The sequence below is a fragment of the Muricoccus radiodurans genome (genome assembly GCF_050154705.1).
Taxonomy (GTDB): domain Bacteria; phylum Pseudomonadota; class Alphaproteobacteria; order Acetobacterales; family Acetobacteraceae; genus Roseomonas; species Roseomonas radiodurans.
Window position 1 is genome coordinate 5,280,259 of sequence record NZ_CP189561.1, and the last position, 18,425, is coordinate 5,298,683.

At 73.1% G+C, this 18,425-nt stretch carries 24 protein-coding genes; 10 read left to right on the forward strand and 14 right to left on the reverse strand.

What is annotated here, in order from left to right; all coding sequences use genetic code 11:
• Positions 1-43 precede the first annotated feature (43 nt).
• The 3 genes from ACP6CK_RS24530 to folE all read left to right on the forward strand — a co-directional run bounded on the left by ACP6CK_RS24530 (position 44) and on the right by folE (position 1,998).
• Entirely contained in the window at positions 44-655 is a 612-nt protein-coding gene (locus ACP6CK_RS24530; RefSeq protein ID WP_426955950.1) for a LysE family translocator, read from the forward strand.
• A 223-nt stretch (positions 656-878) separates the two neighbouring features.
• On the forward strand, positions 879-1,283 hold the full coding sequence (gene apaG, locus ACP6CK_RS24535; RefSeq protein WP_426955951.1) for a Co2+/Mg2+ efflux protein ApaG: 405 nt from the start codon (positions 879-881) through the stop codon (positions 1,281-1,283).
• Between the two features lie 91 nt (positions 1,284-1,374).
• On the forward strand, positions 1,375-1,998 hold the full coding sequence (gene folE, locus ACP6CK_RS24540) for a GTP cyclohydrolase I FolE (RefSeq protein WP_426959972.1): 624 nt from the start codon (positions 1,375-1,377) through the stop codon (positions 1,996-1,998).
• Positions 1,999-2,087: 89 nt separating this feature from the next.
• Here the strand turns inward: folE and ACP6CK_RS24545 are convergent, their stop codons facing one another.
• The 10 genes from ACP6CK_RS24545 to ACP6CK_RS24590 all read right to left on the reverse strand — a co-directional run bounded on the left by ACP6CK_RS24545 (position 2,088) and on the right by ACP6CK_RS24590 (position 9,460).
• A complete protein-coding gene (locus ACP6CK_RS24545; RefSeq protein WP_426955952.1) occupies positions 2,088-2,495 on the reverse strand; it encodes a hypothetical protein in 408 nt (135 codons plus the stop codon).
• A gap of 72 nt (positions 2,496-2,567) precedes the next feature.
• A complete protein-coding gene (locus ACP6CK_RS24550) occupies positions 2,568-2,960 on the reverse strand; it encodes a RidA family protein (RefSeq protein ID WP_426955953.1) in 393 nt (130 codons plus the stop codon).
• 66 nt (positions 2,961-3,026) lie between these two features.
• Positions 3,027-3,608 (reverse strand): hypothetical protein, encoded by a 582-nt coding sequence (locus tag ACP6CK_RS24555; RefSeq protein ID WP_426955954.1) that lies wholly within the window; start codon positions 3,606-3,608, stop codon positions 3,027-3,029.
• A 42-nt stretch (positions 3,609-3,650) separates the two neighbouring features.
• Complete coding sequence (locus ACP6CK_RS24560) at positions 3,651-4,598, reverse strand: Hsp33 family molecular chaperone HslO (RefSeq protein WP_426955955.1); 948 nt, start codon at positions 4,596-4,598, stop codon at positions 3,651-3,653.
• A gap of 5 nt (positions 4,599-4,603) precedes the next feature.
• The gene (locus tag ACP6CK_RS24565) at positions 4,604-5,131 is read right to left on the reverse strand and encodes a hypothetical protein (protein WP_426955956.1); all 528 of its coding nucleotides are present in this window, start codon (positions 5,129-5,131) and stop codon (positions 4,604-4,606) included.
• Positions 5,132-5,136: 5 nt separating this feature from the next.
• Entirely contained in the window at positions 5,137-5,343 is a 207-nt protein-coding gene (locus ACP6CK_RS24570) for a hypothetical protein (RefSeq protein ID WP_426955957.1), read from the reverse strand.
• Positions 5,344-5,511: 168 nt separating this feature from the next.
• Positions 5,512-6,456 (reverse strand): ornithine carbamoyltransferase, encoded by a 945-nt coding sequence (gene argF, locus ACP6CK_RS24575; RefSeq protein ID WP_426955958.1) that lies wholly within the window; start codon positions 6,454-6,456, stop codon positions 5,512-5,514.
• Positions 6,453-7,658 (reverse strand): aspartate aminotransferase family protein, encoded by a 1,206-nt coding sequence (locus tag ACP6CK_RS24580; RefSeq protein ID WP_426955959.1) that lies wholly within the window; start codon positions 7,656-7,658, stop codon positions 6,453-6,455. Before ACP6CK_RS24580 ends, argF begins: the two co-directional genes overlap by 4 nt.
• A 183-nt stretch (positions 7,659-7,841) precedes the next feature.
• Entirely contained in the window at positions 7,842-8,213 is a 372-nt protein-coding gene (locus ACP6CK_RS24585; RefSeq protein WP_426955960.1) for a hypothetical protein, read from the reverse strand.
• Between the two features lie 215 nt (positions 8,214-8,428).
• Entirely contained in the window at positions 8,429-9,460 is a 1,032-nt protein-coding gene (locus ACP6CK_RS24590) for a PRC-barrel domain-containing protein (protein WP_426955961.1), read from the reverse strand.
• A 113-nt stretch (positions 9,461-9,573) separates the two neighbouring features.
• Between ACP6CK_RS24590 and ACP6CK_RS24595 the strand changes: the two genes are divergently transcribed.
• Positions 9,574-10,236, forward strand: a complete 663-nt coding sequence (locus tag ACP6CK_RS24595; RefSeq protein ID WP_426955962.1) for a RecX family transcriptional regulator — start codon at positions 9,574-9,576, stop codon at positions 10,234-10,236.
• Between the two features lie 138 nt (positions 10,237-10,374).
• On the opposite strand, the gene ACP6CK_RS24600 is transcribed toward ACP6CK_RS24595, so the two are convergent.
• Positions 10,375-11,328, reverse strand: coding sequence for a tripartite tricarboxylate transporter substrate binding protein (locus ACP6CK_RS24600; RefSeq protein WP_426955963.1), 954 nt, complete (start codon positions 11,326-11,328; stop codon positions 10,375-10,377).
• 140 nt (positions 11,329-11,468) lie between these two features.
• On the opposite strand from ACP6CK_RS24600, the gene ACP6CK_RS24605 reads away from it, so the two are divergent.
• From ACP6CK_RS24605 to ACP6CK_RS24620, 4 genes are all read left to right on the forward strand, one after another.
• Complete coding sequence (locus ACP6CK_RS24605) at positions 11,469-12,185, forward strand: AzlC family ABC transporter permease (protein ID WP_426955964.1); 717 nt, start codon at positions 11,469-11,471, stop codon at positions 12,183-12,185.
• On the forward strand, positions 12,182-12,487 hold the full coding sequence (locus ACP6CK_RS24610) for an AzlD family protein (protein ID WP_426955965.1): 306 nt from the start codon (positions 12,182-12,184) through the stop codon (positions 12,485-12,487). The genes ACP6CK_RS24605 and ACP6CK_RS24610 overlap by 4 nt, the downstream gene beginning before the upstream one ends.
• Before the next feature lie 88 nt (positions 12,488-12,575).
• On the forward strand, positions 12,576-13,556 hold the full coding sequence (locus ACP6CK_RS24615; RefSeq protein ID WP_426955966.1) for an ATP-grasp domain-containing protein: 981 nt from the start codon (positions 12,576-12,578) through the stop codon (positions 13,554-13,556).
• A 52-nt stretch (positions 13,557-13,608) separates the two neighbouring features.
• Complete coding sequence (locus ACP6CK_RS24620) at positions 13,609-15,252, forward strand: FAD-dependent oxidoreductase (protein WP_426955967.1); 1,644 nt, start codon at positions 13,609-13,611, stop codon at positions 15,250-15,252.
• Here the strand turns inward: ACP6CK_RS24620 and ACP6CK_RS24625 are convergent, their stop codons facing one another.
• Together ACP6CK_RS24625 and cysK are read right to left on the reverse strand one after the other, a co-directional pair.
• On the reverse strand, positions 15,253-16,107 hold the full coding sequence (locus tag ACP6CK_RS24625) for an urea carboxylase-associated family protein (protein ID WP_426955968.1): 855 nt from the start codon (positions 16,105-16,107) through the stop codon (positions 15,253-15,255).
• Between the two features lie 5 nt (positions 16,108-16,112).
• Positions 16,113-17,117: a cysteine synthase A gene (gene cysK / locus ACP6CK_RS24630; protein WP_426955969.1), complete on the reverse strand. Its 1,005-nt coding sequence runs from the start codon at positions 17,115-17,117 to the stop codon at positions 16,113-16,115.
• A 350-nt stretch (positions 17,118-17,467) separates the two neighbouring features.
• Between cysK and ACP6CK_RS24635 the strand changes: the two genes are divergently transcribed.
• Positions 17,468-17,659 carry a hypothetical protein gene (locus tag ACP6CK_RS24635; RefSeq protein ID WP_426955970.1) on the forward strand — a complete coding sequence of 64 codons (192 nt, stop codon included), beginning with the start codon at positions 17,468-17,470 and terminating at the stop codon, positions 17,657-17,659.
• Between the two features lie 2 nt (positions 17,660-17,661).
• Positions 17,662-17,871, forward strand: a complete 210-nt coding sequence (locus tag ACP6CK_RS24640; protein WP_426955971.1) for a hypothetical protein — start codon at positions 17,662-17,664, stop codon at positions 17,869-17,871.
• A gap of 140 nt (positions 17,872-18,011) precedes the next feature.
• On the opposite strand, the gene ACP6CK_RS24645 is transcribed toward ACP6CK_RS24640, so the two are convergent.
• Entirely contained in the window at positions 18,012-18,350 is a 339-nt protein-coding gene (locus ACP6CK_RS24645; protein ID WP_426955972.1) for a hypothetical protein, read from the reverse strand.
• Between the last annotated feature and the right edge of the window lie 75 nt (positions 18,351-18,425).

The following is an 18,425-nucleotide window of genomic DNA, read 5'->3' on the forward strand; positions in this document are numbered from 1 at the left end:
CTGCGCCCGGCGGCAAAATGGGGCGGCACAGGAGACGCGCTCCATGTCCATCGAGGTCTGGCTCGCCTTCGTCGCGGCCGCGACGGCCATGCTGGTCATCCCCGGCCCCACCATCCTCCTGGTGCTGGGCCAGTCCCTCGGGGGCGGGCGCCGCTCCACCCTGCCGCTCGTGGCTGGCGTAGCCGCCGGGGACTTCCTCGCCATGTCCCTGTCGCTGGCCGGGCTGGGCGCGCTCCTCGCCGCCTCGGCCACCGCCTACACCGTGCTGAAGTGGTGCGGCGCCGCCTACCTGATCTGGCTGGGCATCAGGATGTGGCGCGCCCCGGTCGAGGGCGCGCCCGCGCCGCTGCCGCCCCGCCGCGCCGGCCTCCAGGCCTTCCTGGTCACCGCCACGAACCCGAAGGGCATCGCCTTCTTCGTCGCCTTCGTGCCGCAGTTCCTGGATGCCACGCGGCCCTTCCTGCCGCAGGCGGTGCTGCTTGTGATCACCTTCGTGACGCTCGGGGCGACCAATGCGCTGTGCTACGCGCTCCTGGCCGGTCGCCTGTCCGGCGCGATCCGCCGCCCCGGCCCGCGCCGGGTCCTGAACCGCACGGGCGGCTCCCTCCTGATCGGCGCCGGCCTCGCGACGGCACTGCTGGGACGTCGGGCATGAGGGCGTGGGCGGCCCCGGGAGGCTCGGCCTCCCGGACCCTCCGCCGGGGGGCGAGCGCGCCCCGCGGACCCCGCGATCTGTCTTTTCGCCAGAGGGGGGCGGAGATGTCCGCGATCGGAGGCGACAAAGTGGGGGCCAGGGGACAAGTCCCCCGGCGGACGGGGGACTGGGGGAGTTGGACGCATGCGTCCCACGAGCCTTCGCCCAGGGCCGAGAGCGCCCCATGAGCGGCGCCTTCACCGCCGTCACGCGCAATGTGCGGGTGACGGTCCGCGCCTTCTACCTGGAGGACCAGTCGCGTCCCGATGAGGGCCGCCACGTCTGGGCCTACCGCGTCGAGATCCGGAACGAGGGGCGGGAGACGGTCCAGCTCCTCAAGCGGAGCTGGCAGATCACGGACGGGATGGGCCGTACCCAGCGCGTGCACGGAGACGGCGTGGTGGGGGAACAACCCGTGCTCGAGCCGGGAGAGGCCTTCGAGTACACGTCCGGCACGCCGCTCGCGACGCCGTCCGGCTTCATGCGGGGCTTCTACCACATGATCGTCAGCGGCAGCGGAGAGGCCTTCGACGTGGAGATCCCGGCCTTCTCGCTCGACAGCCCGCACGGGCGGATGACGGTGAACTGACCGGCGCCGCGCTTGCGCTGGCCGCCTGTCACGCCATCTTCGGCCGCGATGACCAGGGACCCATCCTGTGAGTGACGACACCCCGCCCAAATTGACCGGCGTCTTTCCCGCCGATGCCGCCGGCCACCGCCGCCCCACGCGGGAGGAGGCCGAGGCCGCCATCCGCACGCTCCTCCTCTGGGCCGGCGACGACCCGGACCGGGAAGGCCTGCGCGACACGCCGAAGCGCGTGGCGAAATCCTACGGCGAATTCTTCTCCGGCTACCTGACCGACCCGGTGGAGCTTCTGGAGCGCTCCTTCGAGGAGGTGGCTGGCTACGACGAGATGGTCGTGCTGCGCGACATCCGGATGGAGAGCCACTGCGAGCACCACATGGTCCCGATCATCGGCCGCGCGCATATCGGCTACATCCCGAACGGCCGGGTGGTGGGGATCAGCAAGCTGGCCCGCGTGCTGGACGCCTTCGCCCATCGCCTGCAGATCCAGGAGAAGCTGACGGCGCAGGTCGCCCACGCCATCCAGGACGTGCTGAAGCCGCTCGGCGTCGCGGTGGTGATCGAGGCGGCGCACGAGTGCATGACCACGCGCGGCGTGCGCAAGCACGGCGTCAGCATGGTCACGAGCCACATGCTCGGCTCCTTCCGCGACGATCACGCGACGCGGCGGGAATTCCTGTCCATCATCAACGGGCGTGGCGCGAACTTCGAGGGATAGCGACGCCGCTCATCCTGCCCTTCGCATGAGGCGGGGCGCTGGTCTCCCAGCGCCCCGCACACATGATCGGCGCGGCAGCCCGAAGGGGCTCAGCAATCGCGGCGATAGTAGCCGTCGGTCCGCGCGGCGCGCGCCGCGTCGTCGTAGCGGCCGGTGATGGCGGCCGTGCGCTCCGCGCCGGCGGCCTCGGCATAGGCCTCGCGGCAGTACGGATCCACCGTGGCGGCGGAGGCGTAGCCGGGGCCATAGGAGCGGCGGGCCCGCTCCGCATCGCCGATGTAGTCGTAGCGCGGCATGGGCGAGGCATAGGGCGCCGCGGCCACGGACGGCGCATAGGCCGGCGGGGGCGGCGCATAGGTCGCGGCCGGCGCCGCGACATAGGGCGCGGGCGTGTAGACCGTCGCGGCCGGATAATAGGGATCATAGGCGACGCAACCCGCCAGCCCGACCATCGCAGCGAGGGGGGCCAGGAGGGATGCGAGACGGTTCGGGGTCATGGGACACCTCCTTCTCTGGGAAGGTGAAGCGTCCGAACCCCGGTCCCGGTTGCGCTCAGGCCTGAGCGGCCCTCAGGCGTAGGCTTCCGCCTCCGCCTCCACGAGGAAACGCGGATCGGCCAGGCCCGCCACGATGAAGAGGCTCGCCGCGGCCGGATGGTCGCCGAGCCAGGCATCCCGCCGCTCCCGCCAAAGGGAGAGCATGGCGCGGTCCGTGAGGAAGATCGTGACCTTCGCGATGTTCGTCCGGCTCATCCCGTTCGCCTTCAGCACGGCGTCCAGATTCGCCAGGACCTGCTCGACCTGCACGACCGGGTCCGGGCTGATCGTGCCATCGGCGCTCACGCCGACCTGCCCGGAGATGTGCAGCACCCGCGTCGCGCCCTCCACCAGCGCGGCGTGGGAGTAGCGGGAGGCCGGAGCATGCAGGCCGGTCGGGTTGGAGAGGCTGATCTTGGCGGCCATTCGGCATTCCCCCGCGGTGGACATCCGGCGCGCGACGCGCCGTGCCGTGCGAGTGTGCGGGAGGGATCAGCCGCGGGGAAGGTCCTCCCGCTGCACCGGCCCCGGCTCCTCCGCAGGGCCTGTGGGCGAGGCGGTGATCAGCCAGTCCCGCAGGTTGCGCCGGACCTGGAGTTCGAACTCCACGTTCAGGTCGGACATGGCGCGGGCGACGATGGCCTCGGCGTTCGTGTTGGCGCCGCCCTCGGTCCGGCGCGCCTCGGCCTCGGCGAAGGCGACGCGGCGGTCATCCTCCAGGATCTCGACGCGGGCGCGCAGCAGGACCGAGATGCGGTTGCCCTCCCGCACCAGCGTCGCCGTCTCCACGATGAAGCGCGCCCGGTTGGCGGAGCCGGAGGGGACGATGCGGTCGCGTCCCATGCGCGCCACCTCCTCGGCCGGCACGCGCGGCGCGGGCGGGTCGGTGCGGCTGGCGGGACCGGGTAGCGCCGGCACCACCTCCAGATCCGCCACGTTCAGGCGGAGCGGGGTGAGGTAGGCATAGCCCTCGATGCGCGGCGCCAGGGGCGGGGCGGGTGCCCCGGGACCGCAGGCCGCGATCGCCAGGGGCGCCACCAGGGCCAGCCGCCGGGGCAGGGAACGCTGCATCATCCGAGGCCGACTCCCCTTACGCGACGCGAAGGGGTTAACCGATCAGGCCCGCCCGGCGCCACCCCTCACCTCGGTGCGGTCGAAGCGGAAGGAGAGGTTGCAGAACTCGCAGGTCATGGTGATCAGCCCATCCTCCGCCATGTCGTCCAGGTCGGCCTCGGGGAAGCCCTGCAACACGGTCGCCAGACGCGCGCGGGAGCAGCGGCAGCCATAGGAGAGGGCGCGCGGCTGGTCGACCAGCAGCCCCTCCGCGTGGAAGAGCCGGTGCAGCAGGCCCCGGGGCGGCAGGGTGTCGTCCAGCATCTCCTCCTCCTTCACCGTGGCGGCGAGGGTGGTGGCGGTCTGCCAGGCGTCGTCCTGCTCCGCATCGGTCAGGCCGGCGATGCCGCCCCCACCCGCCACGCGTTCGAGGATGAGGGCGGTGGCGCGCCATCCCGCGGGCGTACGGCGCGCGGCGAGGCGCACGAAGGCCTTCAGCTGCTCGGAGGCCGCGAAATAGGCCCCGGTCATGTCGGCCAGGGTCTCGCCCTCGATCGCGACGATGCCTTGGTAGCGGTCCATGTCCGGGCCCTGGTCGCAGGTGAAGGCGAGGAAGCCCTTGCCGAGCAACGCCGCCGCCTCTCCCGCCGGCAGGCCTTCCGCCTTCGCGTGGCCGCGCAGCTCGCCCGCGTCCGTGCAGTCGGCGAGCAGCAGGGAGACGGGCCCGTCCCCCTTGGCCTGGAGGGAGAAGGAGCCGCGGAATTTCAGCGCGGCCGCGAGCCCGGCCGTCAGCGCCAGCGCCTGGCCGAGCAGGCGGCTGGCATCCTCGGACAGGTCGTGGCGGCCGATCAGGGCGTCGGCGAGGGGGCCGAGCCGCACCAGCCGGCCGCGCACCGGCCGCCCGTCCAGGTGGAAGGGCGTGACGCCGGAAGCCACCACGAGGTCGGGCACGGGCGGGCGGTCATGGTTGAGGAAATCGGGGGTTTCGGAGGGGCGGGTGACGTCTTGCACCCTATTCAGATAGGGCGCGGCCGGCCCTGATCACAGGGCGCGGCGCGAACGGGACGGCTCAGCCCCGTTGCAGCGTGATGCGGCAGGGCCGCTGGAAAGGGCCGCTTCGGGTGTACCCGCATCACGCCCTTCCAGGCCATCACCTCGTCGTGGTCCGCGCCGAGGATGATCCGCAGGGCGTAGTCCGCCGGGTTCGCGCCACAGGCCCAGTCATAGGCCGGGACATGGCGGTGCATCAGGCAGGCCGCCGCCCGCATCCTGTGCCGCCCGCGCGTGCCCTTGTAGTGCTTGTAGATGCCCTTCGCGGACCGCTTGATCCGGTCGGCGGGCGTGACGGTGAAGCCGAAGCCCATGCCGGCCACCACGCCGCCGGCGGCGCCGAGCGCCGTGCCGGCGCCCGGGATGGCGGAGCCGATGGTCGCGCCCCCCGCGACCGAGGCCACCTGGAGGCTCAGCTTCGTGCCCGCCAGGAAGGTCTTGCGGACGGCCTTCGACTGCTTCTTTCCGCGGGCGTAGAGGATGGCCTGCTTCACGTCCGTCAGTTCGATCTCACGGCCATCGAATTCGAGTCCGACGCCGTGTAGTACCGCTGCAGGAGCTGGGTGAGGTAGAACACCTTCCACTGCGCGGCCGCCGCGGCCGTGGCGTCCCCCGCACCCGCGAGCAAAGCGCTCGCGACCATCTTCCCGATGCCGCGGGTCGCGTAATTCAGGTCGCTGTTCTGGTCCAAGTAGTTCCCGGACATCCAACGCTCCTCTCGACTCATTCCGATGAGGAGACGCTACCTGAAGCTTGGGCGCCCAGATGCGGCTTCGATCCTAGCGGTGGGATCGGTGCCGCCTATCCACGACCATCCGAGCCGGAGCCGGACCGGGCGCGCCGTCCCGCGCGCCGATCCGGCCGGGCTTGCAGATCAGGCCAGGCCCAGCGCCCAGAGCAGCACGCCCTTCTGGGCGTGGAGGCGGTTCTCCGCCTCGTCGAACACCACGCTCTGCGGGCCGTCCATCACCTCGTCGGTGATCTCCTCCCCGCGATGGGCGGGCAGGCAGTGCATGACGATGGCATCCGGCGCCGCGTGGGAGAGCAGGCGGGCGTTGAGCTGGTAGGGGGCGAGGAGGTTGTGGCGGTTCCGCGTCGCCTCCCCCTCGTCGCTCATGGAGACCCAGGTGTCCGTCACCACGCAGCGAGCGCCCGCGACGGCCGCGCTCGGGTCGTTCGTCAGCTCCACCTTCGCCCCCTGGGCGCGGGCCCAGGCGACGAGGTCGGCGGGCGGTGCCAGTTCCGGCGGGGTCGCCAGCCGCAGCGTGAAGTTGAAGCGCGCCGCCGCCTGGATGAAGGACTGCGCGACGTTGTTGCCATCCCCGGTCCAGGCGACCACCTGCCCGGCGATGGGGCCGCGATGCTCCTCGAAGGTCATCACGTCGGCCATCAGCTGGCAGGGGTGGGAGATGTCCGTGAGCCCGTTGATGACGGGGACCGTCGCGTATTCCGCCAGCTCGCGGATCTTCCGCACGTCGTCGGTGCGCAGCACGATCGCATCGACGTAGCGCGACAGCACGCGCGCCGTGTCCGCCGGCGTCTCCCCTCGGCCGAGCTGGGTGTCGCCCTTCGTCAGCGTCGTCACCTGCCCGCCGAGCTGGCGGATGCCCACCTCGAAGGAGACGCGGGTGCGGGTGGACGGCTTCTCGAAGATCAGCGCGACGGTCTTGCCGGCCAGCGGCTGTCCCAGCGATTCCCCTCGCTTCGCGCGGGTGCCGAGATCGAGCATCCGGCGCAGCGCGCCCGGCTCGATGTCCATCAGCTCCAGGAAGTGGCGGGGGGGAGCCCCCCCCGCCACGGTCTTCAGCGCGGCGCTCACTTCGCGGCCGCCCTGGCCTCGCTCGGCGTCATCCGCAGGCAGGCGCGGTCGAGCAGGCGCAGCGCCTCGTCCGCCTCGGCCTCGGTGATGATGAGCGGCGGCGCGACGCGCAGCACGTTCATGCCCGCGGCCACCGTCAGCAGCCCCTCCGCCACGGCGGCGGCCTGCATCTCCGTGTTGGACACGCCGTCCACGAGCTTCAGCCCGAGCAGCAGCCCGGCGCCCTGCACGCCCACCACCACGCGCGGGTGGCGCCCGGCCAGATCCTGCATCCCGCGCCAGAGATGCCGCGCCACACGGTCCACGCCGTCCAGGAAGCCCGGCGCGAGGATCACGTCCAGCACGGCATTCCCCGCCGCGCAGGCGAGGGGGTTGCCGCCATAGGTGCTGCCATGGGTGCCGGGCTTCAGGTGCTCCGCCACCTTCTCCCGCGCGATGACGGCACCCAGCGGGAAGCCCCCGCCGATGCCCTTCGCGGAGGAGATGACGTCCGGCTCGATCCCGGACCACTGATAGGCCCAGAGCTTGCCGGACCGGCCCATGCCGGTCTGCACCTCGTCGAGCGCGAGCAGGATGCCGAACTCGTCGCAGGCCGCGCGCAGCTCCTGCAGGAAGCGCAGGTCGGCCGGGCGCACGCCGCCCTCGCCCTGCACCGGCTCGATCAGGATCGCCGCCGTCTCCTTCGTGATCGCCTGGCGCACGGCGTTCATGTTGCCGAAGGGAACGTGGTCGAAGCCCTCGACCGGCGGGCCGAAGCCCTCCAGGTACTTCGCGTTCCCGGTGGCGGAGATCATCGCCAGCGTGCGCCCGTGGAAGGCGCCTTCGAAGCAGATCGTGCGGAAGCGCTCGGGGTGGCCATTGGCGGCGTGGTACTTCCGCACCGCCTTGATCATTCCCTCGTTTGCCTCGGCGCCCGAGTTGCAGAAGTAGACGCTGTCCGCGAAGGGCGTCGCCTCGACCAGCCGGGCCGCCAGCCGCTCGGCCTGCGGCACGCGGTACAGGTTGGAGGTGTGCATCACCTTCGCCGCCTGATCCGCGATCGCCTGCACCAGATGCGGGTGCGCGTGGCCCAGGCTGCTGGTCGCGATGCCCGAGCCGAAGTCCAGGAATCGTCGGCCCTGCGCGTCCCACAGCCAGGCGCCCTGACCCCGCTCGAAGGCGAGGTCGGCACGGTTGTAGTTCGGCATCAGAGCGGGGATCAAAGGATCACTCTCCCGGCGTCTCCCGTGGCGGCGAGGATCGCGGCACCTTGCGGGAACCGACATCAATGCCGGAAAGCGAATCACCGGTCAAAAGCTGAAACGCGGAAAACGGAGCGGGGCGATGACCCATCGGTCACCGCCCCGCCACAGAGGTGGACGGGGCACGGCCCCGTCCAGGGGAACTCAGCGGCGGCGACGCGTCGAACGCACCGGCGCGCAGTCATTCGGGTCCGTGGTGCCCAGCGTGCGGGAGACGACGGTGCCCGGCGGGTTGCCCGGCGTGCAGTCCGGACGGCCCTCGGTGTTCAGCGGGTCGCCGGCGCGGGCGTTGGCGCGGGACACGACGGTGCCCGGCGGGTTGCCCGGGGTGCCGTCCGGCCGGCCGGCGGTGTTCAGCGGGTCGCTGGCCACGGTGCGCGAGACGGCGGTGCCCGGCGGGTTGCCCGGGGTGCCATCCGGCCGGCCGGCGGTGTTCAGCGGGTCGCGGTCGGCGCAGGCGGCCAGCCCGCCGAAGGCCAGGACGAGGGCGGCGGCGCGGATGCTGTGCGTGATCATCGGCGGTTCTCCGAATGCGGTGGTTCTGGCCCCGGCGCCCGTTACCGGACCGGCACCTGCCCAGCCAACGCACAAAGCCCGTCGCGGTTCCGTCATGGAGGGCACCCCTTGAAGCGCGATCGGGGGCGGCGTGTCGCGCGCATCACAGGCGGTCCCCGGAACGCGAAAGGCCCCGGGCGCTCGCGCACCCGGGGCCCGATCCGCGCCGCCCGCGATCAGCCGCGGCGAGCGTTGTCGTAGGAGTAGGCGGGCAGGGAGGTCAGGCTGTCCCGCGTCGCGCCGGAGATCGTCCAGCGGTTGTCCGAGGCGCCCCAGCGGATATCGGTCAGCGGCACCGCCACGAGCTTCGCACCGATCCCGAGGAAACCGCCGACCGAGACGATCGCCATCGGCGAGGCGCCGCCCGTGCCGAAGACGATGTCGTCGATCGAGCCGACGGACTCGTTCCGCTCGTTGTAGACGTTCGAGCCGATCATGCGGCTCGCGCGCTCGCTCGTCGCACCGGCGGCCGCCGGCGCCGTGGCGGCCGGCATCGTCGTGCCCGGGCGGGCGGTGCCGCCGGCGGGGCTGCCCGCGGGATTGTCCGGCGCGTTGCCGGCAGCCTGGTTCTGCAGCGGCACGTTCGTCGTGCCCACGCGCGCCGCATCGCCGTCGGGCGTGCGGTTCACCGGCGCCGCGGAAGCGCGGTTGCGCTCCGCGTCAGGGCCGTTTCCCAGGGCGCGCCCCACCGCCGTGCCCGGAGGGTTGTTCGCCGTGCCGTCGCTGTTCTGCGGGTATGCGCCCGACATGTTCGTCCCCGCCGCGCGGTCGATCGCGCGGGTGGCGGCGGTGCCGGGCGGGTTGCCGGGCGCACCGTCCGGGATGTTGCGCGCGTTGGCCGGGTCGCCGTTGCGGGCGTTCGCGTCCGCCGCGTTCTGGCCGGCCCGGTCCACCGCGCGGCCGAGGGCCGTGCCGGGCGGGTTGCCGGGCGTGCCGTCCGGGCGGTTCTGCAGGTTCAGCGGATCGCCGGCGCGGGCATTGGCGCCGGCCGCCGCGTCACCGGCGCGATCCGCCGCGCGGCCGAGCGCGGTGCCCGGGGGGTTGCCGGGGGTTCCGTCGGGCGGGGTGCGGTTGCCGGTCGCCGCGTCCGCGGCGCGCTGCGTCGCGGTCGAAGGGGGATTGCCCGGGGTGCCGTCGCGCTGGGCAAGGGCAGGGAAGGCGAGCAGCGCCGCGATCGCGGTGCAGCTCAACAGGCGTGACGCGGACATCAGGCGGTTCTCCTCCGGCGTTGTCTGGGAATGCGGGCTGGAAACGCCACCCGGGGCGGGCCGGTTGCGGCGCGGCCCTGTCCGGGGCGGGCGCCCGATGCCAGATTCCGGCGATGCCAGAGGATTCCTCCCCGCCCGCCGGCCGGCGCCGCGGCCCGCCCGCGCGGCGGGAGCGGCGGCTTCCCGCCGCCGGGCCCGCCCCGACCGAGGCGCTGCTACACGAGGCCGCGCTCAACCACCTCGCCCGCTTCGCCGCGACGGAGGCCGGGCTGACCCGCGTGCTCCAGCGCCGGGTCGCCCGCTGGGCGCAGCGCGCGGAGCGGGAGGGCCAGCCGCCCGAGGCGATCGCGCCCGTGGTCGCCCGCGCGAAGGAGGCCGCGTCGGCGGTCGCGCGGAAGATGGTCTCCGCCGGCGCGGTGGATGATGCCGCCTTCGCCGCCTCCCGCGCCCGGCGGCTGTCGCGTGCCGGCCGCTCCCGCCGCGCCATCTCCGCGCACCTCGCTGCCAAGGGCGTCGGCGGCGGCCGGGCCACGGAGGCGCTGGACGCGGCGGCGGTGGACGAGGTCACGGCCGCGCTCGCCCATCTTCGCCGCCGGCGCCAAGGCCCCTTCGCCCCCGGTGGCCCGCCCGAAGACCCGGACGCGGCCCGCGCCGCCGCGCTGAAGGCCCTCGGCGCCCTCGCGCGCGCCGGCTTTCCGCGGGACGCCGCCCAGGCCGCGCTCGACATGTCGCCGGAGGAGGCGGAGGCCCGCTTGATCGAGGCCCGGCGCGACTGAGCGGTCGGGCGGAGAGGGAGCAGTCGCAGGGCCGGGCGGCGTATCCCCCCCGGCTGCCGCGGAACAGTTCAGAACCGTGCCGCGGCAGGCTAATAAAAAGAGAAGGGGGGCTGGGGGAATTCCTTCCCCCAGCCTTGCTTATTCCTTCCAGGGATGCGCGGCCCAGAGCCGCTCGAACCCCGTCCGCATCTCCACCAGCTCCGCCCGGAACGCGGCCGGCCCGAGGTAGCGCAGCGGCAACGCCTGCTGCGCCGCCTGCGCCCGGAACTCCGGATTCTCCACGATCCGCCGCAGCGCCTCGGCCAGCCGTTCCAGGATCGGGGCCGGTACCCCCGCCGGCGCTCCGACGCCACGCATCGAGCCCTGGATGACGTCGAAGCCCTGTTCCCGGAAGGTGGGGACGTCGGGCATCCCCTCCCAGCGCCGCTCCGCCATCTGGCCCAGCGCGCGGGCGACACCCTGCTGCACGTCCGGCAGCCCCTCGCTCATGTTCATGGACCCGACCGTGACCTGCCGCGTCAGCAGCGCGTTCCGCGTCTGCGCCGCGCCGGCATAGGGCACGTGCGTCATGCGGATCCCCGCCGCCCGCTCGAAGGCCAGGCCGGCCAGATGGTCGTCGGACCCGATGCCGGTCGTGGCATAGGTGACCGCCTCCGGGTTGGCGCGGGCGAAGGCGACGAGGTCCGCGAGGGTCCGGTGCGGGCTGTCCCGCAGCACGAAGAAGCCGCCGGGATCGTCCACGATGTTCGCGATGGGGGCGATCTGGTCCACGGCGTACTGCGTGCGCCGCTCGATCGGCATGGTGACGATGTTCGGCGTATTGATGAAGCCGATCGTGTAGCCATCCGGCCGCGCCCGGGCGAGCTCGCCGAAGCCGATCTCGCCTCCGGCGCCCGCGCGGTTGATCACCACCACGGGCTGACGCAGCTCCCGCTCCATGAAGGTCGCCAGCGTGCGCGCCGCGATGTCGGTGCCGCCGCCGGGCGGATAGGCGACGATCATCTGGATGGGGCGCTCGGGATAACTCCCCTGCGCGCGGGCGCGGAGGGCGGGCAGGGCCAGCAGGCCCCCGGTCAGGGTCCGGCGCAGCATCGTCTCGATCCTCCCTCGGCGGGCTCGCTCGCGCGGCGGCCCTTCGGGACCGAAGCTTTGCACGGGCCGACCGCGCCGCAACCCTCCCCCGCGTCCCCGATGCATGGCCGTGGCCGGCCGCCTGCCCCTAGGATGGCATCATGCGCGTCATCTTCACCCGCGCGGGCGTCCGGCGCGGGGTCCAGCGCGGCGTGCCGCTCCTGCTCGGCATCATCCCCTTCGGCCTCGTCGTCGGCGTCATCTCCGACGGCCGTGGACTGACGCTCGCCGAGACGATGCTGATGAGCCTCGTCGTCTTCGCCGGCTCCGCCCAGCTCCTCGCGCTGGAGCTGTGGACGAATCCGCCCGACGTGCTGGGCGTCGCGGTCGCCGCCTTCATCGTGAACGTGCGGATGCTGCCCTACGGCGCGGCGCTGGCCTTCTGGTTCGACGCGCTGAAGGGCTGGCGGCTCTGGTTCACCCTTTTCCTCACCGTGGACCACGCGGTACCGCTCACCCTCGCGGAGCACCGGGCCGGCGGGCGGGACGCGGCCTTCATGCTCGGCCTCGGCGTCTTCACCTGGCTGGCCTGGACCCTGGCGACGGCGGCGGGATACGTGCTGAGCAACACCGTCGCGCTGCCGCCCGGCCATCCGCTCTTCTTCGCGGCGACCGCGACCTTCGTGGCGATCATCGTGCCGCTCTGGCGGGGCGTGCGGCAGGATCTGGCGCCCTGGGCCATCGCGGCCGGCATGGCGGTGGGGGCGCAGGCGCTGCGCCTGCCGGCGCCCATCCCGCTGCTGGCCGGCGCCATCGCCGGCGCCCTGGTCGCCACCTGGCAGGAGTCCCGCCGGCCCGGAGGGGAGACGGCGCCTTGACCCTCCGCTGGGACGTCGTCGCCTCCATCCTCGCCATGGGGATCGTGACCTATTTCTGCCGCGCCGGCGGCTATGCCCTGTGGCGGGCGGTGCGGATGCCGCCCTTCGTCCAGGCGCTGATCCGCAACCTGCCGGCCCCGCTCTTCGCCGCCTACGTGGCGCTGGCCCTGGCGCGGCAGGATCTCACGGCGGGGGCGGCTTCCGTGGTCGTGGTGATCGTCCAGTGGCGCTTCGCCAACCTCGGCCTGTCCATCCTCGTGGGCGTGGCGGCCATGGCAGGGCTGCGCTGGGCGGGGTTTTGATCCGTGGCGCCGTGGAATAGGTTTTTGGCCGGAGCTTGATCGTGGTTCCTGAAGAGCCACATCGCCTCCCCAGCCCCGGAGCCGTCCCATGTCCCAGATCCACGTCATCCACGAGAACCCGGCCTGGATTCCCCCGCTGGCCGCGGCCTTCGACGCGCGCGCCCTGCCCTGGACGGAGTGGGACCTCTCCTCCGGCAGCTTCGACCTCTCCTCCCCGCCGCCGGAGGGCGTCTTCTACAGCCGGATGAGCGCCTCCTCCCACACGCGGGGCCACCGCTACTCCGCGGAGCTGACGGCCGCCGTGCTCGCCTGGCTGGAGCGCCACGGACGCCGCGTGGTGAACGGCCCCCGCGCCCTGGACCTGGAGATCAGCAAGGCCCGCCAGTACGCCGCGCTGGAATCGGCCGGCGTGGCCGTGCCGGGCAGCGTCGTGGTGTACGGGGAGCCCGATGACGTTCTCGCCGCCGCCCGTCGCCGCTTCGGCACCGGCCCGCTGATCCTGAAGCCCAACCGGGGCGGCAAGGGGCTGGGCGTGCGCCTCTTCGCCGATCCCGACGCCCTGGCCGCCTTCCTGGCCGAGGCTCCGGAGGAGGAGCAGCCCGCCGACGGCCTCTGGCTGCTGCAGGACTACATCCGCGCCGAGCGCCCGGTGATCACCCGCGCCGAGTTCATCGGCGGCCGTTTCCTCTACGCGGTCGAGGTGGACACCTCCGCCGGCTTCGAGCTGTGCCCGGCCGAGGCCTGCGCCATCGGCGACGCCGCCTGCCCCGTGGGCGAGACGCCGGCCGCCCCCACGCCGCGCTTCCGGGTCATCCCCGGCGGGATCGACGCCGGGCTGCGCGGACGGCTGGAATCCTTCCTCGCGAACAACGGGATCGAGGTCGCGGGCATTGAGTTCATCCGCACCCCGGACGGCCGCGTCCTGACCTATGACGTGAACACGAACACGAACTACAACCCGGAGGCCGAGGCCGCCGCCGGACTCGCCGGCACGGACCGCTCCGGCCCCGGCGCCCTCGCGACCTTCCTGGGGAACGAGCTGGCCGGACTGCGTCGCGCCGCGGCTTGACCATCGCCTGCGGCCCGTGCCTTCCCGGTGAGGGCAAGGTGCGGGCCAGGGGATGGAAGCGGAACACACGGACGTCCTGATCGTCGGCGGCGGGCCGTGCGGCCTCGTGCTGGCGCATGAGCTCGGCCGGCGCGGCGTCTCCGCCATCCTGCTGGACGAGAAGCCCGGCACCGCCTTCAACCCGCAGGCCAACGCGACCCAGGCCCGCACCATGGAGCATTTCCGCCGCCTCGGCCTGGCGGCGGAGATCCGCGCGTCCGGCCTGCCGCCCGACCACCCCACCGACATCGCCTATTTCACCCGCTTCACCACGCACGAGCTGGCGCGCTTCCGCCTGCCTTCCTCCCGCGCGGCGACGGAGGTTGTGCGAACGCTGTCCGGCGACTGGAGCGCGGCGGAACTGCCGCACCGCGTCTCCCAGAAGTTCGTGGAAGCCGTCCTCAAGCGCCACGCAGAGGCGCTGCCGACGATCTCCCTCCGCTACGGCTGGCGCCTGCTCTCCTTCACCGACCGCGGCACGCAGGTGGAGGCGGAGGCGCTGCGCCTGTCCGACGGTGCGCGCCGGACGATCCGCGCCGCCTACATGCTCGGCGCGGACGGGGCGCGCAGCGGCGTGCGCGCCGCGCTCGGCCACGGATGGTCCGGCGAGACGGGCACGCAGCGCGGCTTCATGGGCGGCCGCATGTGCGCCGTCTACCTCCGCGCCACGGGCTTCGACGCCGCATCCCCGCATCCGCCCGCCTGGATGAAGGTGACGGTGAACGCCGATCGCCGCAGCCTCCTGGCCGCCGTGGACGGGCGCGGCGAATACGCCTTCCACACCCAGCTCCGCCCCGGCGAGGAGGAATCCCGCGTCACCGAGGCGGATGCCCGCCGCATGTTCCACGAGGCCGCGGGCGCCGCGATCCCGGCTGAGATCCTCTCCCACGGCTTCTGGACCGCCGGCCACGCGCTGGTGGCGGAGGGCCTGTCGCGCGGCCGCGTCTTCCTCGGCGGCGACGCGGCGCATCTGTTCACTCCCACGGGCGGCCTCGGCTACAACACGGCGGTCGAGGATGCGGTGAATCTCGGCTGGAAGCTCGCCGCCGTGCTGCACGGTGTCGGCGGCCCGCATCTGCTGGACAGCTACGCCGCCGAGCGCCGCCCGCTGGCGCTCCGCAACACCGCCTATGCCCGCGGCTTCGCGGACAGCCTCGGCCTCTTCCACGCCGACCCGGCGCTGGAGGAGGCTTCGCCGGCCGGGCAGGCGGCGCGCGAGGCCGCCGGCGAATACCTGGCCGACCACGCGCGACGCGAGTTCAACATCCCCGGCATCACTTTCGGCGGCCGCTATGACGGTTCGCCGATCCTCGTCCCGGACGGCACCGCGCCGCCGCCGGATTCCGCCAACCGCTACGTCCCCACGGCCTGCCCCGGCGGCCGCGCGCCGCATCTCTGGCTGGCGGATGGCCGCTCCCTCTACGATGCCTTCGGCCGCGACTGGACGCTGCTGCGGATGGGCGGCGCGTCCGGCGAGGGCTTCGCCCGCGCGGCATCGCGGATCGGCGCCGACCTCGCCGTGCTGGACCTTCCCGCCGCGCGGGACCTCTACGAGGCGGACCTCGCCCTCATCCGCCCCGACGGAATCGTGGCCTGGCGCGGCGCGACGGACGGCGACGCGACCGCCGTGATGGACCGGGTGCTCGGCCGCGCCTGATCAGGCCGGCGCGGCGCTGACCCCGTGCCGGCCGGCATAGGCGTTCCGCGGCGGCGAGGACCAGCCCTCCGGCGGGCGGGCCGGGCGGTACACCTCCACCCGCAGCGGGTGGCAGCGGGCCGCATCACTCGAATGCTCCGCCCCGCAATCGCCGCCGGGGCAGGCGGAGAGCGCGCCGAGAAGCGGCACTTCCGCGAGGAACTCGATGAAGTCCCCCGGCCGCACCGGGCTCGCCTTCATCAGGTATTCCCCCGTCTCGCGGGAGAAGCCGGTGCACATGAACACGTTCAGCACGTCGTGGACGTGCGGCTCCGCCGCCTCGACTGGCAGGCCCGTCCGCGCGGCCAGGGCGCGGGTGAGGTTGGAGTGGCAGCAATGGTGGTAGTCGTCACCTGAGAGCAGCCGGTGCGTGTAGGGGTCGCAGCGCGTGCCGATCACGTCGTGGACCGACAGGCCCCATTCGTCGAAGCCGTACCAGCCCAGCGTGTCCTCGGTGATCGTCGCCAGCGGACGCAGGAAGGGCAGGTTCGACCAGAGCCGGTCGCCCGCCGTGACATGCGTGCCGTGCAGCGCCCGCGTCTTGCCGGAGAAGAAGCGCTCCGACAGGTCGTCGGCGCACCAGAGGTTCAGGTCCCCGACCTGCGGCCCCTCCACGCCGACGATCCGGAAGAAATGGCCGGCGGGCACGTCGAAGCAGCGCGCCTCCCGCGGCGGCACGATGATCTCCGCCGTCCTCGTCCAACCCTCCCGCGCCGCGCGATAGGCGGGCAGGTCCGGGCGCGGCAGCGCGTCCGTGGGATAGCAAACCACCGGCCGCACGGCACGGCGCGCGGCGGCGTCGGACGGTTCGGCCATCGCCGTCACAGCCCGGCGAAGAGTTCGGTGGACAGGTACCGCTCCGCGAAGCTCGCGGCGATGCCGACCACCAGCTTTCCCTTCATCGCCGGGTCCCGCGCGACCTCCAGCGCCGCGTGCAGCACGGCGCCGGAGGAGATGCCGATCGGCAGCCCCTCCTCCCGCGCGCAGCGGCGGGCGGCGGCCAGTGCCTCGCGCTCGGACACGCGCATCACCGCGTCCATGCGGTCCAGCTCCAGCACGGAGGGGCAGAAGCCCGCGCCGATGCCCTGGATGTCGTGCGGCCCGGGATCGTCGCCGGACAGCACGGCGGATTCCGTGGGCTCCACCGCGATCACCCGCATTCCCGGACGACGCGGCTTCAGGGCGCGCGCGATCCCGGTCAGCGTGCCGCCGGTGCCGACGCCGCCGACCACCGCGTCCACCTCGCCGCCCGTGTCGGTCCAGATCTCCTCGGCCGTGGTGGCCGCGTGGACCGCGGGATTGGCCGGGTTGTCGAACTGCCGGGGCATCCAGGCCCCCGGCGTCTTCTTCACGATCGCCTCGGCGCGCTCGATGGCGCCGGCCATGCCGCGCTTCGCGGGCGTCAGCTCCAGCTCCGCGCCCAGCAGCGCCATCATCTTCCGGCGTTCCAGGCTCGCCCCGTCCGGCATCACCACCACCAGCCGGTAGCCCTTCGCCGCCGCCACGAAGGCGAGCGCGATCCCCGTGTTGCCGGAGGTCGGCTCCACCAGGGTGGACTGGCCCGGGCGGATCAGCCCCGCGCGCTCCGCCTCCTCCACCATGGCCAACCCGATCCGGTCCTTCACGGAGGCGAGCGGGTTGAAGAATTCCAGCTTCAGGGCCAGGCGCGCGGGCAGCCGGTCGGCCGCCTCCAGCCTCGGCAGGCGGACGAGCGGGGTCGCCCCGACCACCTCCAGCACGCTGCCATAGACCCGGCCGCGCGGCGGGTTCGGCAGGGGATCGGATGCCGTGGTGCGGGGGGGGCGGGCGGGGGAGCCTTGGTCCATGCCGCCTCATAGCACGCGCGGACCGTGGCCGCGCAGGCGCAGGAGAGAAGGCCGCTGCCCCATGCGGCGGGAATGAACGAAATCTCCTCGTGTAGGGCGTGAATTTGAACGAATATGCTTCGTCTATCTGTTTGACCAACGTCTATTAGTGGTGGAATATCCGCTCGCTCGCTCGGACGGCCTGTCGTCCGCGCCGCAGGAGGCCGCCATGGAACCGAGCGGACATCCCCTGAGCTTCGCCCCGCACCGCGTCATCGCGGGCCGCTGTCGGCGCTGATCGCGCCGCCACAAGCCCCTTCACATCCTCTCTCATCGCGCCGCCCCGGGAGGCGGCATCGGAGACGGCTGCCATGACGCAGACCCAGCACAGCACCCTTCCAACACCACCGAGAGCCAAGTCCCAGACTGCTCCGCCCTCGGGCGGCCGCGGCGCCGCCTCGGCCCTGCGCGGCCTGCTTGACCGCGCCTTCCCCCGCCCGCCGCGGCCGGCGCGCGAGTCCGACATCGAGCGGGCCTTGCTGCGCGCCCTTGGAGCGCTGTGACGATGGCCGCCATGCACGCCTCCCGCCCCATCGAGGTGGAGGGCCGCTTCGTCGGTGTCGCCGTCGCGCGCGATGCCGCCTGGCTCTTCCTCGCCACCGATCCGGCCCTCGAGGATCTGGAGGGCCAGACCTTCCCCGATCCGTCCGAGGCCGCGCGGGTGGCACGTCTGGTGCTGCTGCGCGGGCGCGGTCCCGTGCGGGCCGTCGCATGACGCGCTTCTCTCCGGCGGGCTGGGCAGGCCTGCCGCTGCGCGCCGCAGCCTATGTCGGTGGAGTGGTGCTGCTGGCGCAGCTCCTCGCCCGCTGAGCGGGTGAGACGCCGGCCCGGGTGAACCGGGCCGGCCGGGCCGCGTCAGCGCGCAACGATGCCGTTCGGCGTCGCGACGATCTCGCTGGTGACGCAGATGTCGAGGCGCATCAGCTCGGCATACTGCCCGTTCGGCCAGACCACCTTGAAGTCGTGCGGGCCGGGGCGGCCGGTGTTGAAGGTCATGGCGGCGCCGTTCGGCAGGACGTTGGCGCCCAGCCGGTCCGGCCCCCAGTTCGAGTCGCTGCTCGGGCCGAAGTAGAACTCGTTCACCTGCAGGCCGGACTGGTTGCGGACGACGAAGCGCGTGTCGCACTGCGCGAAGGCCGGACCAGCGACGAGGGTTGCCAGCGCGGCGATGCCCAGCAAGCGGCGAAGAGACATGGAGGATCGTTTCCTGTGGGTGGCGATTCCGAGCGGAACATGATTCCGGTATCGCGACAAGGAAGCGGTTAATGA

Bases quoted from the DNA above. Each gene is read 5' to 3' on its own strand.
- cysK (WP_426955969.1), bottom strand. From the start codon at position 17,117: ATGGACCAAGGCTCCCCCGCCCGCCCCCCCCGCACCACGGCATCCGAT.
- ACP6CK_RS24550 (WP_426955953.1), bottom strand. From the start codon at position 2,960: ATGGCCGCCAAGATCAGCCTCTCCAACCCGACCGGCCTGCATGCTCCG.
- ACP6CK_RS24530 (WP_426955950.1), top strand. From the start codon at position 44: ATGTCCATCGAGGTCTGGCTCGCCTTCGTCGCGGCCGCGACGGCCATG.
- ACP6CK_RS24645 (WP_426955972.1), bottom strand. From the start codon at position 18,350: ATGTCTCTTCGCCGCTTGCTGGGCATCGCCGCGCTGGCAACCCTCGTC.
- ACP6CK_RS24615 (WP_426955966.1), top strand. From the start codon at position 12,576: ATGTCCCAGATCCACGTCATCCACGAGAACCCGGCCTGGATTCCCCCG.
- ACP6CK_RS24605 (WP_426955964.1), top strand. From the start codon at position 11,469: ATGCGCGTCATCTTCACCCGCGCGGGCGTCCGGCGCGGGGTCCAGCGC.
- ACP6CK_RS24555 (WP_426955954.1), bottom strand. From the start codon at position 3,608: ATGATGCAGCGTTCCCTGCCCCGGCGGCTGGCCCTGGTGGCGCCCCTG.
- ACP6CK_RS24640 (WP_426955971.1), top strand. From the start codon at position 17,662: ATGGCCGCCATGCACGCCTCCCGCCCCATCGAGGTGGAGGGCCGCTTC.
- ACP6CK_RS24625 (WP_426955968.1), bottom strand. From the start codon at position 16,107: ATGGCCGAACCGTCCGACGCCGCCGCGCGCCGTGCCGTGCGGCCGGTG.
- ACP6CK_RS24635 (WP_426955970.1), top strand. From the start codon at position 17,468: ATGACGCAGACCCAGCACAGCACCCTTCCAACACCACCGAGAGCCAAG.
- apaG (WP_426955951.1), top strand. From the start codon at position 879: ATGAGCGGCGCCTTCACCGCCGTCACGCGCAATGTGCGGGTGACGGTC.
- ACP6CK_RS24570 (WP_426955957.1), bottom strand. From the start codon at position 5,343: ATGTCCGGGAACTACTTGGACCAGAACAGCGACCTGAATTACGCGACC.
- ACP6CK_RS24590 (WP_426955961.1), bottom strand. From the start codon at position 9,460: ATGTCCGCGTCACGCCTGTTGAGCTGCACCGCGATCGCGGCGCTGCTC.
- ACP6CK_RS24545 (WP_426955952.1), bottom strand. From the start codon at position 2,495: ATGACCCCGAACCGTCTCGCATCCCTCCTGGCCCCCCTCGCTGCGATG.
- ACP6CK_RS24595 (WP_426955962.1), top strand. From the start codon at position 9,574: ATGCCAGAGGATTCCTCCCCGCCCGCCGGCCGGCGCCGCGGCCCGCCC.
- ACP6CK_RS24620 (WP_426955967.1), top strand. From the start codon at position 13,609: ATGGAAGCGGAACACACGGACGTCCTGATCGTCGGCGGCGGGCCGTGC.
- ACP6CK_RS24600 (WP_426955963.1), bottom strand. From the start codon at position 11,328: ATGCTGCGCCGGACCCTGACCGGGGGCCTGCTGGCCCTGCCCGCCCTC.
- ACP6CK_RS24585 (WP_426955960.1), bottom strand. From the start codon at position 8,213: ATGATCACGCACAGCATCCGCGCCGCCGCCCTCGTCCTGGCCTTCGGC.